Below are 16,755 nucleotides of genomic sequence, written 5' to 3' on the forward strand. Positions count from 1 at the left end.
CTAGCTTATGCTAGTGCTTTTTTTTATGGTTCGTGATTAGTGGGAAGTGAAGAAAACAGGACACCAGCCCAATACGGCTGGTGTCCTGTTCATTAGATGGCTGCCTGCTAGTGGATAGACGCTGACTGCAATCTTCCTTTAGCGAAGCGGATTCCCAGGTCAACGGCACTGAACATGCTGTCTTCTTTGGCAATTCCCTTGCCGGCTATGTCAAAGGCCGTACCGTGGTCTACGGAAGTACGGATAATAGGCAGTCCCAGTGTGACGTTGACTCCCGTATCGAAAGCCATCATTTTCATGGGGATGTGACCCTGGTCATGGTACATGGCCACGACGATATCGTATATTCCTTTATACGCTTTCAGGAAGACCGTATCAGGCGGTACCGGTCCGTCAACGTACAGTCCTTCTGCCCGGGCTTCCCCGATAGCCGGGATGATTTCTTCTATTTCTTCCCGGCCAAACAGCCCATGTTCCCCACTGTGCGGATTGAGGCCGGCGACAGCGATATGAGGATTGTCCAGGCCCAGACGTTTCATGGCATTATGGGCGAGGTGGATACATTCCAGAACACGTACCTTTTTGGCACGGTCGCAGGCTTCACGAAGAGAACAGTGAGTAGAAACGTGTACGACAGACATATTCTGACTCCAGAGCATCATCGTATAGTGTTTCGTCCCCGTAAGGGTAGCGAAAATTTCCGTATGCCCGTCAAAATTGTGCCCTCCTTTATGCAGAGCTTCCTTATTAAGTGGTGCCGTCGTTACGACCTGTATCTGACCTTCCATTGCATCGTGAATGGCGCGGGCAATGTACTGATAGGCAGCATCACCAGCAACGGGCGATACTTTTCCGATTTCAATATCTTTTCCTATTTCCAGATCGACGACGGAAATAATATTGATATGGCCGGGCTGGAATTCGGATGGCGATGAAATGACAGATAGTGGTGTTTTGAGGTGAAGTAACTGATGATAATACTGAAGCACGCCGTAACTTCCGTAAATCAGGACGGATTCCTGATATTCCGGCCTGGCGTCAATGGCTTTCAACGATACTTCCGGGCCGATTCCGGCGGGATCCCCCATAGTAATACCGACAAATTGATTCATATGATTTCCTCCTGTTTCTCCGCCTATGCGTTGCGGGGAATTTTTTTCAAACACTGAAGTGCTTTCCATATATCCGGTGCAGCTCCAAAGGCTCCGGCTTTGGTCACTACAGGCAACTGTGGGCAGACCCCTTCGAGAAGGCGCCCTTGTACAAATCCGGGAAGGATTTCCCGTTCAATCTGGAATCCGCAGGCCTGGAGTTGTTCAACGACGGCGATGGCCGTGTCACCGCCTGTGAGAAAGAGCCCACAAAGGGAACTGTGGGCAGTGATAGCCATGGCGGTCTGGCTGAGAATGCGTTTGGTAAATGCGGCCAGTTCGTCTGAAGAAATACTGCGTTCCTTTCCATAGTCCAGAAAGGTTTCATAGTCTTCCCGTGTTGCCGCTGCCGTAACCAGGACATCCGTTCCTTCGTCAAGGGAAGCAATGGCTGCGTGAATATACGGTGCAAGGGAAGCCCCTTCATAGAGCTGCTCCATGGGAAGCTTGTGGATGACAGCGCCCTGTTTCTGACAAAAGGCCAGCTGTTCCATCGTGCGGGTGCTGACACTGCCGACGATAGCCAGGGCCGGACAGGGGGCATAGCAGATCTGGAGAAGGGCATTGGCAAGGCCGGCCGAACCAATCCAGAGAATCTTCTGTTTCTGGGCCAGTTCCTGACGGGCAATGGCATACAGGTCGTCATCCGTTCTGGCATCAAAGATATAACCGCCCGGTTCCCAATCGGATTTTGGTATTTCTCTATGTATAGGCGTATCCAGACAGGGACTGAGTAGTTCGGATAACGTATCTGTTTTCAGCGGATTGCGGGGATCACAGGCAATTTCCGTTTCCATCAGAGGAACGCCGTGTACATGGAGGCGTCCGTCCTGTACGGTCCGGCCCTGTGATGGCAGCGATGGAGCAAAGACGATAATATCCGGGTGGCAGGCGGCAATGACGGCTTTGATTTCTGCCGTGATATTACCGCGCAGTGTAGAATCCACTTTTTTATACAAAAAGCGGCAGCTGCCAGTCTGTTCTACTGCTGAGGCCATGGCATAAACCCGTTTATAGGCATCGGTTCCACTGATAATGCGGCTTTCACTATCAATGACAATGCTTTCAGATCCCGGTCGGATGTCTTCGGCACGGAGTATGACGGAAACGGGGAGTCCTCGTTTGGCAACCTGTACTCCTGTGTCGTTGGCTCCGGTAAAATCATCAGCCAGAATGACAAATTCGTGCATGTGTATTTCCTCCTTCAGACATGATAAAAAGTAACACCGTGTTTTTGTAATATATCCTGTTCCTGGCGGGTGGGAAGATAATCACTAATGATGGCAGCCATATCGAAAATACTGGCAATGGTATATATTTTATGCTTCCTGAACTTTGAATGATCTGCCAGCAGGATGACTTTGTCCGAAACATTCATACAAATTTTTTTTATGGAAATTTTTTCGGCGTTAGCTGTCATGATATGCCAGTCGGGTGTGATGGCCTGCGTTCCCAGGAAACAAATATCAAAATGAAACTGCCCGACCATCTGGGCAGCCAGAGGCCCGCAGACGGCACAGGAAGATGCATCTATTTTCCCTCCTAACAGTATGACAGTAATGCCCTGGGCCGGTGTCAGTGTCTGGGCGATAGCCAGATCATTCGTAACGACGGTAAGAGAACTCCACCTTTTCCCGCTTATGAGGACAGCTAGCTCGTAATTGGTTGTTCCTGCATCCAGATAGAGGCACATGGCATCGTCTACTTTTGCCAGTGCGGCAGCGGCTATCTGCTGTTTTTCTTTCCGATGGACTTGCTGGCGGTTGTGGTAGGCCGCTTCCTGTACAGAAGACTCCGCCAGGACAGCTCCGCCATGACTCTTTTTTATCAGCCCTTGTTGTTCTAATAGATGTAAATCCCGGCGTATGGTCATGGGAGCGACTTGTAATTTTTCTGCCAGTGCCTGCACGGTTACGACCTGCTGGGCATACAATTCATCCATGATGCACTGACGGCGTTGAACCGGTACTATTTTTACACACCTCCTTGTTGTATTAATAAAAACAAACAATAAATATGGTAATTAATGTTCTTTTATGTTTGTATATTATAACAAAAGCAGAAAATATCGTCAATAATGAATCTATTAACACGTATTGAACTATTTATTATGCTATAAATATGAATAAATATAAAAACAGAAATAGAAATAATTTCGATTTGAAATAAAAAGAGAACATGAAGCGGATAGATTTTTTTACATGTCATTTGTGGAATAAAATGGTCAATATATCTATAGTATGATGAAATTATAAGTATATATGGCAGATTCTTGGTTTTAATGAAAAAATAATATTGATTTTTTATTGATAACATGTACAATAACATTAATGCGTATGCTACCTGCATATGTTGTATATATATGTTTGATTTACGAATAAATAAAACTGTTTGCTGTATAACAAGGGGGATTATGATGAATCGAGTATACAAAGTAATCTGGAATCGGACGAAGCAGTGTTATATGGTCGTTTCTGAATTTGTCAAGCAGGCTGGTAAAGTGAAGAGTACCCATCTTTTCGCTGCTATGGGCAAGACGACGGCTGCTGTAGGGTTAGGGGCAGCTTTATTATTTCCTCTGGGGGGAATGAATGCATCTGCCGCAACAGGCAACAAAATAATTGGCGGCAGTCAAACCGCAGTGACCGATGCTGAAGGGAAACAAGACCAGGCGGAGGCTACCGGGGATTATTCCACGGTCAGCGGTGGGGAACTCAACCATGCAAATGGAAACTACTCTAGCGTCAGCGGCGGCTCAAAGAACCATGCCACAGGAGAAAGTTCCAGTGTCAGCGGCGGTGGCGATAATATTGCTTCGGGGAAAAAATCCAGCATCAGCGGTGGCAAGCAAAATAAGGCCACCGGGGAATTCTCCAGTGTATCCGGTGGCGATCAGAATGAGGCTGCCGGGAACCAGTCTACCATCAGTGGCGGTACGGCCAATAAAACCACCGGTGACTGGTCTACCATTGTAGGAGGTGCTTACAATGTAGCCGGTGGCAACAGCTCTCTGGCTCTGGGCGGTATGATGTCCGCTGTGCAGGGGATGTATTCCGTGGGCATTGCCGGCGGGAGCACCAGTGCTGCTGCAACGCAGGGGTTTGCGGCTGGCTACCAGTCCGCTGTCAATGTGGCCTATGGAACAGCCATCGGGTATCAGGCAGTGGCTAATACAGCCAATACGATTTCTTTTGGCCATGTAAAGGGAGATACGTATTATGCTTCTGATCCCTGGGATCATACCATTAGTACCCTTACCTTTGACTCGGATTCCTACAACCGTCTCGTCAATGTAGCTGATGGCATCAATGACCACGATGTGGTGGTCATGGAACAGCTCAAGAACGCCGAGGCAGAAGCGGTGGCAACGGCCAAGAACCAGATCAAGGTCAAAGGCGATGAAAAGAATGTCCATGCAGAAGAATCTACGGACAGCACCACTGGGGTTCAGACCACCACCATCAGCCTGAAACCGAAAGTCACCCTGCAGGACAGCACCGATACCACAGGCAGCAAGGCCGTCGTCCTTGACGGCACAGCAGGCACCATTTCCGCCGGCCTCAGCACCGATGCAGCCAATTATATTTCCCTGAACGGCACGGCAGGCCTGGCCAATATCGGGGCCATCACCATTGGCAAGCAGCCCAGCTATACCTATACCTATTACGTTCCTGTCTATGACAGCAATGGCAATATTACAAGCCTTTCCTCCACCCGTACCACGGAAAGCGGCAATTTCATCACCGGTCTCACCAATACCACCTGGACGCCGGGGAAATATGCCTCCGGACGGGCGGCTACGGAAGACCAGCTGGAACAGGCAGGCCGCCATTTCCTGAGCATCAAAACCGGTACCAAAACCAATGGCACCACCATTGCGGAAAATACGCTGGCCAACTACTATAATGATGGCGCCACCGGCACCTATTCCCTGGCCTTCGGCGTGAATACCAAGTCCAGCGGCGATTATGCCACTTCCATGGGCATCAATTCCACCGCCAGCGGTCTGGGAGCTCTGGCGGTAGGATATGACAATACGGCGTCAGGAACAGAGTCTGTTTCCGTAGGTACAGAAAATAAAGCTGCAGGGAATTTTTCTGTTGCCCTTGGTGTATTTGCCAATGCAGGGACAGCCAATACGGATACTTCTTCTACGACCAATGGAGCTGCTGTAGCTGTAGGTTTCCAGGCTTCGGCTACCAAGACCGGCAGTTCTGCGTATGGGTATAATGCCAAGGCTGTGCAGGATGAAGGTACGGCTCTGGGCGTATCATCCGTCGCCAATGTGGAAGGCGGCGTGGCTGTAGGCGCCCATTCTATTGCTGATGTGGCGAAAGGAGCCAAAGGCTATCTGGCTGGCGACAGTGATACGTCCACCACCTGGGTCTCCACGGCAGGGGCCATGTCCCTGGGCGGCAATACCAAGGATGAAAAGGGCAATGCCATCACCGTTTCCCGTCAGATTACCAATCTGGCCGCCGGCACCAATGACACCGACGCTGTCAACGTGGCCCAGCTGAAAGCCGTAGAAAGCGAAGGCTTGAATTTCCAGGGGAACAATACGGATACCACTGTCCACACCAACCAGGGCGGCACCCTCCAGATCCAAGGCAGTGGTACCAAGGCATCTACGGAATATTCCGGAGAGAATATCCTGGTCACCGGGGTCAGCGAAACGGCCGATGACGGGAAGACGGTCATCACCAAACTGAATATCGGCCTGGACAAGAACATCCGGGTAGACAGTGTCACCGCCGGTCAGGCCACCACCGATTCCGTGCAGGGTTATGCCGGTTCTGTGAAAATCGTAGGGCCCAATTCCGATAGTACGAAGTATGTGGCGACTTCCCTGGGAGTGGGGTATGGCACCAATGATGTAAGTGGCACCAATATCAACCGGCTCCAGTATATCGATGGGGACGGTACCACCAGACATGCGGTGGCGACACTGGATGATGGGCTGAAGCTGGCTGGCGACACAGGTTCAGGCACCGTGAAGCTGGACAATACGCTGACTGTTTCTGGTGGAGAGACCAACGCTTCCAATCTGGCCTCCGGCAATAACATCGGCGTCACGGCCAGTGACGGAAAGCTTCAGATCCAGCTGGCCAAGAATCTCACCGGACTCAACTCGATTACAGCGGGCACGGTGGTCATGGGCAGTCAAAGTGATGGCAGTGATGCTACGAAGACAGGCAATTATGTCACCGGTCTGGATAACAAGACCTGGACCGTAGGCACCACCACGGCTGTCAGTGGCCGGGCGGCCACGGAAGACCAGCTCCAGAGCGTGGCTTCCGTCGTAAGCAGTAACCAGACAAATATTGCCGCCAATACGGCAGCCATTGCCAAAGGGCTGAACTTTACTACCAATACCACTGATGCTTCCAGCACCACGGGCTACAAAGCAGTGAACAAGGCGCTGGGGGATACGGTGTCCATCAAGGCCCATGATGCCCAATCCGGTCACACCTATACCACGGACAATCTGACCACTTCCATCGATGACAGCGGGAACATCACCATTGCCATGGATACCCAGCTGACGGCGGACAAAGTGACCGTGGGAACCGGGAGCAAGGCCCTGATCCTGGAGGGGTCCAACGGTACCCTGACCACAGGATCTTCCACCCTGAACGGCAGCGGACTTTCCCTCACCGGCGGCCCCAGTATCACCACAAGCGGCATCAGCGGCGGCAGCAAACAGATTACCGGTGTCGCCAGCGGTGCCAGCGGTGTGGATACGGCCGGGAAAGCCGTCTATGGAACGGCAGATAACGCCGCCAACATCGGCGATGTGAAGACCATCGCCAGCCAGATGGTCACCGTAAGCAAGGACAGCACCAAAAACAATACGAAGGTCACCAAGACCACCAAGACGGATGGCACCGTGGATTATGAAGTGGCCCTGAATGATACCCTGACGCTGGGTGACAATGGGTATGCGGTACTGAACGGCACCGCCGGGACCCTGTCTCTGGGAACCCTGCTGTTCATGGATGGAATCAATGGCTACGGGACCATCGGCAGCCTCCATTTGGGAAATTATGGCTCTGACAGCACCTGGTCTCTGACGGACAATAAGGGGAACGCTGTTTCTTCAGGCATCTATCTGACCGGTCTCACCAATACTTCCTGGACCACCGCGGACCCCACCTATGTAAGCGGCCGGGCGGCCACGGAAGATGAGCTGGCCGCCGTTTCCTCCACCGTGAATGCCGGCTGGAAAGCCCAGATCAACGGTACTACGGATGTGAAGACTGTTACACCCACCGATAATACCCTGAACTTTGTGGCAGGAGATAACATCGCTCTTACGCAAAACGGGGATATCCAGATTGCTACCACTCCCAATGTGGAATTTACCACGGTCCGGGTAGGCGGCACCAGTGGCACCGACGGTACCTACACCGGAGGCATTTACCTGGGCAGCCAGGCCGGCGGCGGAGCCAACAGCGGCACGGGATTCTACATTACAGGGCTCCAGAATACCAACTGGGACGCCAATTCCATCGTCAGCGGCCGGGCGGCCACGGAAGATCAGCTCCAGAAAGCCATTACCGAAGTACAGACCGGTACCCTGGCCAGCGACAACTATGTGACGGACGGGGCGGCCGCGGATGATACCAACAACCCGGGACAGCTGAAAGTGACCCTGAATGAGAAAAACGGCAATTCTGTCAATGTTTCCGGGCTCCACGACTACTATGTGACCGGGGGCAGTGTTTCTACGAAAGTCACGGAAGCCGATGACGGGATTACCTCCACCAGTGCCACACTGACCCTGACCAAAAATGACAATTCAACAGTAGCAGTGGATCTGTCCGGCCTGTCCAGCATGGATTACCATCTGGTGGAAAATTCCGCCACTGGCTCCGACGGGAAATATTCTGTGGACGACAACGGAGATGTGACCCTGACGGTAGCGAGCTCCACCGATCCCACAGGGAAGGAAATCACCATTTCCGGCCTGGCCAGCAAAACAGCCCTGGAACAGGGACTGACCTTCACGGCCAGCGCCCTGGCGGACGGGGCCACTTCCCTGACCCATACGGCCCAGCTGGGAGATACCATCGGCATTTATGGGGGCACGAAACAGGACGGCCATACCTACAATACCAGCAACATCACCACCACCATCAGCGATAAAGGGGATATCCGGGTGCTCCTGGACGATAACCTGACCGCCACCAGCCTGACGGCCGGGTCCGAGAAGACGGATACGGCTGCTGGCGTGGATGGCATGGTTACCGCTACCGGGACGGGCGGCGCCTACCTGACCATGAACGGCGCCGATGGGTCCCTGCGCGTGGGCGATGCCAGCGGGAACTTTGCCGCCATGGTCCAGAATTACGGCGGGCCCAAATTCCTGAACAGTACAGCGGCTGGTTCGCCGCGCTTCCAGTATTGGGCTGCCAGTGCCGGAGAGGATGAAACTACGGCAGCCAAGACTCTCTATACCCTGGCCACCTTAAATGATGGGATCCAGCTTTCCGGGGACAGCGGCACCGGATCCGTACTTTTGAATAATACGCTGACGGTAACAGGCGGCGAAGATTCCTCTTCTGACCTTTCTTCCGGCAGCAACATTGGGGTTGCCGCTTCCGGCAGCACCCTCAAGCTGAAGCTGGCCAAGAATCTGACCGGCCTCACTTCCATTTCCCTGGGGAATGACCTGGTCCTGGGGAACCAGACCAGCGGCTCTGCCACCGGGGACTATCTCACCGGGCTGGACAACACCACCTGGAGCGGGACGCCTGTCTCTGGACGGGCGGCTACGGAAGACCAGCTGGCCAGCGTCAGCACCAGCCTGAAGAGCAAGACCACCGGGGGCTTTGGCCTTACGGCAGATGTGGCGGACAGCACCGGCAGCAAAGAGGTGAAGCAGGACCTGGGAAGCACCATCAAGATTACGGCAGCCGGCGATGAGAACCTGACCACCACGGCTGATACGACGGATACAGCCATCAAGCTGGCTCTCAGCAAAAACCTGAAGCTCACATCTGCCACCTATACGGATACGGCAGGAAATACCACGTCCGTAACCGGCACGGGGATCACCATTGCCAAGGCCGGTTCCACCGAGGGTGGAAGGGTGTCTCTGACCACCACCGGTCTGGACAACGGGGGCAGCCAGATCGTGAATGTAGCGAGCGGCCTGGGCGATACGGCATTGGCTGATGCCACGGGAGATACCTTGAACCATGCGGCCACCATTGGTGACCTAAAGGCAGCAGCCCAGGGGGCGACGGACAGCTCCGATGCCAAAGGCCTGAACTTTCTGGGGAACAGCAATCCTTCGGACAGTTCCGGCAACACGACAGCCCTCCATGCTGATTTGGGCGGCACCGTATCCATCCTGGGTACAGGCACCGATGAGGATGCCAATTACTCCGGCCGCAACGTGAAGGTCATCAACAAGAACAATGCCCTCTATGTGGAACTGGACAAGGATCTGGAAGCCCGGTCCATGCAGGTGGGCTATGGCGAAAGCGGCAATAATATCCAGGGCCAGCTGCTCCTGTACGGACCAAACAGCGACAACACCTATTCCAACCTGATTGTGGAAAGCCAGTATATGGATGGAAAACCCTATCTGACCAATACCACTTCCAAGGGCGATAAACGGCTTGTTTACAAAGATGGAACGGATGATGCCATCCATACGGTAGCCACCATGAGTGACGGCCTGAAGTTCAGCGATGACAACGGCAGTACAGCAGCTATTACTCTGGGGAGCACGCTGGCTGTCACCGGCGGTGCCGCCAAAGAAAAACTGGCCAAAGACACCAACGGGAACCTGGTTACCGGGAATATCGGCGTGGTGGCTGCAGAAAATGCCGATGGCACCAGTGGCAGCCTGACCTTAGCGCTGGCCAAAGACATCAACCTGGGAAGCCAGGGAAGCCTTACGGCAGACAGCACGAAAGTGGGATATCAGACGACCACCACGAAAATCAACCAGAAAACTGAAACCGGCAATTACGTTACTGGCCTCACCAATACCAACTGGACCGGGACCGATTATGTATCCGGCCGGGCGGCTACGGAAGACCAGTTGTATGAAGTGAGCCAATCCGTCCAGAATACGGTCAATGCAGCCACCTTCAGCATTACGGCCGGCGGGGAAGGAGAAGCCACCGATGCCACTATCACCGAAAAAGTGGGCGGCGCCATCCGGATCTTCGGCGATGCACCCAAGGTATCCGGCGGTGGTGATGGCGATGGCTGGGATCGCAGCAAGGCTAATATCCTGACCAAAGTGAAAAAGGACAATAATGGAGATGAATACATTTCCGTAGAACTTCAGGATCACCTGGAAGTGGGTACCCATGCAGGGACTGACACAGATGGCACCGCCATTACCGGTGTGGACGGCAGCATGCTGTTCAAAGGGGCGTCAGCTGCTGATGAAGTGAACATCACTGGCGATACAGGGGTCACCTTGAACTACAACGGCAGCCAGGCTGCTGCTCTTCGTCAGGACAATGGCGCCGGCTATCTGGATCTGACAGGAACCACGACGGGAACCAAGGCGTCCGTGTCCGTCCATACAGGGGCTAAGAACCTGGCCCAGCAGGACCAGACCCGTCTGACCTATACGGATCAGAGCGGCAAAGCCCATGATGTGGCCACCCTGGATGATGGACTTGTTTTTGCCGGCGATGCAGGGACTGTCAGACAGGCGCTGAACAGCACGGTGAAGATCTCCGGCGGTGTGTCCAGCACCTCGGATCTGTCTGACGGGAAGAATGTAGGCGTCGTCGCTTCTTCTGATGGCCTTGCCATCAAGCTGGCCAAGGATCTGACGGCTATCGACAGCATTACGGGCTTGAAGAATACCACCATTGGTCCGGACTTTGCTACCCAGGGCCGGGCGGCTACGGAAGAACAGCTGAAACTGATGCAGGGCAGTATCACCCAGTCGGCTCAGGGCGGCGGCTTTGGCCTTACAGCTGATGGAGACGGCACGAAAGCGGCGAAAGCCGACCTTGGCAGTACCATCGGTATCCATGGGGACAGCAATATCACTACGGCTGTTTCGGAAGATGGCAAGTCCATCGACATCAAGCTGAATAACCAGGTGGATCTTGGCACTGACGGTTCTCTCACGGCCGGTGGAGTAACCATCAATAGCAGTGGCATCGATGCAGGCAGCAAGAACATCACCAACGTGGCGAGCGGTATCGTCAACGGGGACGACAGCGATAATACCAACGCGGCCAATATCGGCGATGTGAAGACCCTTGCCGGTGAGGCTGCCAAGACGGAAATCGGCAAGCTGGGCAGCCGGAACTTTACCGGGGATGATGGAGAAACCGTCTCCAGAGGCCTGGGTGAATCCATGAAGCTGTCCGGTGGCGCGGATACTACGAAACTCACGGATGGCAACATCGGTGTGGTGAAGAACGCCGATGGGGACGGAATGGATATCAAGCTGTCCAAGGAGCTGACGGGGCTGACCAGCGTTACGACTGGCAATAGCACCCTGAATAATGATGACCTTACCGTCAATAACAGTGCCGGATCCGCTGGGACCACCGTAACCGGAAGCGGCATCAAGATCGCGGCCAACGGGGAGAATACCCATGCAGTGGAAATCAGCAACAGCAACGTCTCCCTGGGCGGCCAGCAGATCCATGATGTGGCGGCGGGGACGAAACCCACCGATGCGGTGAATGTGAGCCAGCTCGGCGGCGTGGTCAATGGCGTTACCAATGCCATCAATACTCTGGGCAACCGCATGAATCGTGTCGGTGCCGGGGCATCGGCATTGGCGGCCCTGCATCCGTTAGAATTCGATCCTGATGAAAAATGGGATTTTGCAGCCGGATTTGGTCATTATAAAAATGCCAATGCAGCGGCACTGGGTGCCTTCTACCGTCCCAATGCAGATACGATGGTCAGCATCGGAGGCAGTTTCGGCGGCGGGGAAAACATGCTCAATGCCGGTGTAGCCTGGAGAATCGGTAAAGGTACGACCATGACGACATCGCGGGTAGCGATGGCAAAAGAAATTCAGAAATTGAAGGCCATCGTCGAACAGCAGAATGAAAAACTACAGGAAAATGATACCCTTCGTGCCCAGGTAGAAAAACAAGATAAAGAAATCGCTGAATTAAAAGCCATGGTTCAGCAATTAGCGGCAAAACAATAGAATAGCCAGTCTGAGCAGGTCTGTTGTACCTACGGGTGCAGCAGACCTGTTTTGCATTCAGAGTATTTTGCCATAAAACGATAATAAGGCGTAAAGTATATAATATTACTGGAACAGACTGATTTATTGCATGGCCCGACAGGCGTGATATAATAGTAATATGACAATAAATATTTATTATTAATAATCAATAATATGTGCATAAAAATTTAATAATAACAAGACTGTCCTTGCCCGGCAAGAACGGGCTGAAAGGAGATACAATATGAAAACAAATCGTTATTACAAGGACAGAAAAAGAAACTGCACCTGTCAAAAACAGGCCATATTAGCTCTGCTCGTGTGTCTGAGCCTGTCAGGGAGCGTATCCCTGGCGGCAGATCCTTCCGCACAGGATACGGGCAGAACTTATGATTATGTGAATAAATGGAGCGGAGATGCCACAGAAGGGAATCACATTACGGTAAAGCATCTTCAGGGCTGGAATCAGGATAAGGTGACGGTCGGAACGGATGCCACGAATCAGGTGATCATTGAAGACTACGGGGGAGGCAATGGCGGGGATGCTACGGTCCTCGGGAAAAACATTTCTTTTACGGGCGGGTTCAACACGGGCGGTCTCATTACAGCCGGAAATGCCGTTACGGACAGTCTTTCGGCGGCAACCGTCAATGCCATGCAGCCATGGGGACAGAGTGCAGGGGGGACGGTGAATATGGATGGCAGGACTATCTCTATTACCGGCAGCCAGGGAATCAATGCTGCTAACGGCAGTACCATTAACCTGGGAACACAATATATGACCGGGGACCTTCATATCCAGTCTCTCGGCGTATCCGGCTCCAGTACGGTGAATATCGGTAACGCCAATGCCGGGGACATCACCATCGATGAATTCGGAGTAGGTGGGACCCAGGCTGCTTCCACGGGAGAAACACAATTGAATACCATCACTGTTTCCGGGAACAATCTGTCCATTGGAAATACTAAGGCTTCTGAATCCAATGCCCAGGTGACCTTCAACGCCCGGGGCAATGTGACTGCCAAAAACGGACTGGTCATGACCGGATCCTACCTTCCCAGCTCTGCTCCCTTTGCCTCCGTCACGGTGAATGCCGGGGGAAATGTGAAATTGGGGGAATATGGCCAGACTTCCAGTCCCTGGGACCGCAATGCTGCTCTGGCCGCTGTGGGGGGCCATGCCAGAATCGATGTGACTGCTGCCGGAAATGTGGATGCTTCCGGGGATTTCTCCGTGACCAGTGATGGCAGCGTCAAGGTGAAGGCCGCTAATATCTCTTCGGATGGGCTGCTCCATGCCACGGGGAAAGATGCCAGCCTGACCCTTATTGCAGAAAATCCAAATGGAAATAAGGGCGACATCAAAGCACAGGAACTTCAGGTAGACAACAGTGGGACCGCCTCTCTTACGGGGAAGACCATTACCCTGACTCCGGATGCGGATGGTAGTTACTTCCACCGGTCCCTTCACGTGACGGACTGTGACGTGAACATGGATGCCGATGAAATCAATCTGGCTTCTGGAATTCAGTTCAACGGGGCAGCGGAACTCAATCTGAAAGCAGCCAGCAAACTGACCATCGGAAATGCCCTGAATGAAGATTCCTATGATACCAGCGCCATCCGTCTTGCTTACGGTGGTAATGGAGAAACTGGCACAGGGAAACTTTATGCCGGTGGCAATGGAACCGATATAAAGGTCAATGGTTCCGTGGCCGTGACAGGGACCTCTGATCAGGATGAACTGGCCTGGTTCAACGGAAAGAATCTGGTCTTCAATGCGTCCAAGACCCCTTCCTTCAGTGATAATCCCTACAGCGATTTGTATAATGCCGTGGCACTGGATCTTACGGATTCCCGGTTCTGGTCTGGCAATGATGACACTACGGAAACGACTACAGTAAACGGCCATATTCTCACCAACGGATCCAATGCCTTCGTACTACGGGGCAGCAAGGCCGTTACGGTAAATGGCCTGAAAGGAGATTTCGAAAATAATAAGAATGCCTTTTCCCTTACTGACCGGGGCAGTTCCTACATCCAGATAGGCGATGAAGATACAGCCCAGACCACGGTGAACGGGGAAATCGTCACGGGCGTGGATACGGTCCTGTATGTAGGCGGTAAGAATGTCCTCCTCGATAATGCCGGTCATACGGCTCTTTATGCCAATGCCAGCAGTAAATCTGTGGAAATTGGCCGGACGACTCCTGAAGGAAGCACGTCCGATTCCATTGCCATAAAAGGGCGGCTGCTGATCAACGGCGTTTCCTGTATGGATGTGATGGGGAAGAACATCACCATCACCGACGGGGCGGCTCCCGACAGCGGGACCCTGGGTACCACGGTGAAGACCAATGAGGACGGCACTTCCACGGACCCGGACAGCAACACTCACGATGCTTTGGTAATCCAGAGTGCAGCGGATAATGCCCTGGTCATCGGGGAAGCTGATTCCAATGTCAGCATTGACGGCCGGCTGGTAGGCCTCGATGGAGGATATTCCGTGGATGGCGATATCATCCATATCTATGAAGGAACCAATAAAAATCAGAACCTGATCCTGACCACTGGTGGTGCTGTGAACCTGGGCCATGACGGGACAAATCTGCTTCAAATTGACGGCGGCATCTGGGCATTGGGGGATAGCACCAATGCCGTGAATCTCCAGGGCCAGAACCTCCTCATCGACCCGGCCAGCGGCATGCGGGCTGTACAGGCCAATGCCATGCCCGTGACCATAGGAGACAATGCCACGGAAAATGCCGTGGTGAATGGAGAAATCTGGTCCGTTTCCCAAAAGGCTCCCATTACTCTCGATGCCAGCAGCTACGATCTTTCCGCCAACGGCAGCACCTATGCGGCCCGGTCTTCCGGAGGCGGTTCCGTTACTATCGGCCATGATGGCAGCACCGGGAGTATCGACGGAGTTCTGACAGCCGATGCTGGCAGTTCTCTGGAAGCGTACCTTCAGGGAAACGGGTCCCTGCTGGATGGAACCATAGAGGATGAAAATCTCGATTATGGCATCAGTTCTGATGCAGGGATTACCCTTCATCTCAACGACGGTGCCGTCTGGAATCTGGATGGCGATTCCAAAGTTACCAGACTTCAGGCCGATAAGGGGATTATCCATCTGAATCAGAATACAACTGACCAGAGCCTGTATACAGGGAATTTCGCCGGGGATGGAGCCACTGTCTATATGGGTCATGAAGGCAATACGACACAGAATGACCGTCTCTATGTCAAAGGCTCTCACACGGGGAAGACAGAACTGCAGCTCCATGCCGTGAACGGCATCTGGACTGATGGCGCTATCGGCTCTGTTCTGGCCAGTGTGGGCGATGAACAGGGAAGTTTTTATGTGTCCGATACGGAGGACCGGCTGTTCTTTCACCGTACTCTCCTGGATACGCATGAAACGGGCCGGGGAGACGATGTGACGGACGGATATAACACCGACTGGTACATTAAAGGCTTTAAGAAACTGCCCACTGATGACCATGGTAAGTATACCCATACGGTGCGGGGCATCATGGGAGCCGATGGGATTAATTACCATATCTGGCGCACAGAACAGGACACACTCTTCCGCCGCATGGGTGACCTGCGTAAAGGAGAACCTGGGCAGGAAGGCATCTGGGCCCGGGTAAAAGGGACATCCATCCGCCGCAACGGACAGTTCCCCTTTGAAGACCGGTATACGACCTATGAAGTAGGCTATGACCAGCTGGCAGGCCACAGCGATACACAGGATCACTATCAGGGAATCGGCTTTGGCTATACGGAAGGCAGGGGGGCTTATTTTGGCAGTCGCAGCGATACGAACAGCTACGCTCTGGGATGGTATGATACGCGGATCCGCAAAGACGGGACCTATCTCGATCTGGCCTTGCGTCTGCACCGGCTGACCAATAAACTGATTGCCCATGATGGCATCAGCGGCCACGGCGATAATACGGGCCTTTCCTTTGGAGCAGAATACGGATACAAAAAAAAGCTGGGACATGGCTGGTTCGTCGAACCCCAGGTACAAGGCACTCTTGGCTGGCTGAGCGAGGCATCATGGTCTATGGGAAATGGTGTAACCGTCGATGAACAGGATATCCGCAGCGCCGTCGGCCGGGCCGGACTCCGGGCCGGATACGAAAGCAGCAGGGCACAGGTTTTCTTCAAGGCTAACTGGTACCATGAATTCGGCGGTTCTGGACAGGTACACCTCAGCGATGATGAAGGGGATTTGTTCCTGAACCGGGATTACGGCGACACGTGGTTTGAATACGGTCTGGGTGCATCGGCACAGATCGGAACGGCGACCCAATTCTATGCGGACGTAGAACGGAGCAGTGGCGGCCAGTTCCATAAAGACTGGTCTTGGGATGCCGGCATCCGCTGGAATTTCTGATAAGATGGCTTAATAGA

5 protein-coding genes are annotated in these 16,755 nt (G+C 53.2%); 2 read left to right on the plus strand and 3 right to left on the minus strand.

The window, feature by feature from the left end:
* Positions 1-107: 107 nt before the first annotated feature.
* From pdxA to B4H10_RS09410, 3 genes are read right to left on the minus strand one after another with little or no spacing between them, the layout of a single operon-like run.
* Positions 108-1,112: a 4-hydroxythreonine-4-phosphate dehydrogenase PdxA gene (gene pdxA / locus B4H10_RS09400; protein WP_075581481.1), complete on the minus strand. Its 1,005-nt coding sequence runs from the start codon at positions 1,110-1,112 to the stop codon at positions 108-110.
* A gap of 23 nt (positions 1,113-1,135) precedes the next feature.
* Positions 1,136-2,341, minus strand: a complete 1,206-nt coding sequence (locus tag B4H10_RS09405) for a four-carbon acid sugar kinase family protein (RefSeq protein WP_292018719.1) — start codon at positions 2,339-2,341, stop codon at positions 1,136-1,138.
* 14 nt (positions 2,342-2,355) lie between these two features.
* Positions 2,356-3,162 carry a DeoR/GlpR family DNA-binding transcription regulator gene (locus B4H10_RS09410; protein ID WP_292018720.1) on the minus strand — a complete coding sequence of 269 codons (807 nt, stop codon included), beginning with the start codon at positions 3,160-3,162 and terminating at the stop codon, positions 2,356-2,358.
* A gap of 402 nt (positions 3,163-3,564) precedes the next feature.
* Here B4H10_RS09410 and B4H10_RS09415 point away from each other — a divergent pair, with 402 nt between their 5' ends.
* Both B4H10_RS09415 and B4H10_RS09420 read left to right on the plus strand, forming a co-directional pair.
* Positions 3,565-12,309 (plus strand): ESPR-type extended signal peptide-containing protein, encoded by an 8,745-nt coding sequence (locus B4H10_RS09415; protein ID WP_292018721.1) that lies wholly within the window; start codon positions 3,565-3,567, stop codon positions 12,307-12,309.
* Positions 12,310-12,574: 265 nt separating this feature from the next.
* A complete protein-coding gene (locus B4H10_RS09420; protein WP_292018722.1) occupies positions 12,575-16,738 on the plus strand; it encodes an autotransporter outer membrane beta-barrel domain-containing protein in 4,164 nt (1,387 codons plus the stop codon).
* The last annotated feature ends 17 nt before the right edge of the window (positions 16,739-16,755 follow it).

This window comes from Megasphaera sp. UBA4382, assembly GCF_002391155.1.
GTDB classification, from domain to species: Bacteria; Bacillota; Negativicutes; order Veillonellales; family Megasphaeraceae; genus Megasphaera; species Megasphaera hexanoica.

Excerpts from the sequence above, each read along its gene's own strand:
- B4H10_RS09420 (WP_292018722.1), top strand. The coding sequence starts at position 12,575 with ATGAAAACAAATCGTTATTACAAGGACAGAAAAAGAAACTGCACCTGT.
- B4H10_RS09415 (WP_292018721.1), top strand. The coding sequence starts at position 3,565 with ATGATGAATCGAGTATACAAAGTAATCTGGAATCGGACGAAGCAGTGT.
- pdxA (WP_075581481.1), bottom strand. The coding sequence starts at position 1,112 with ATGAATCAATTTGTCGGTATTACTATGGGGGATCCCGCCGGAATCGGC.
- B4H10_RS09405 (WP_292018719.1), bottom strand. The coding sequence starts at position 2,341 with ATGCACGAATTTGTCATTCTGGCTGATGATTTTACCGGAGCCAACGAC.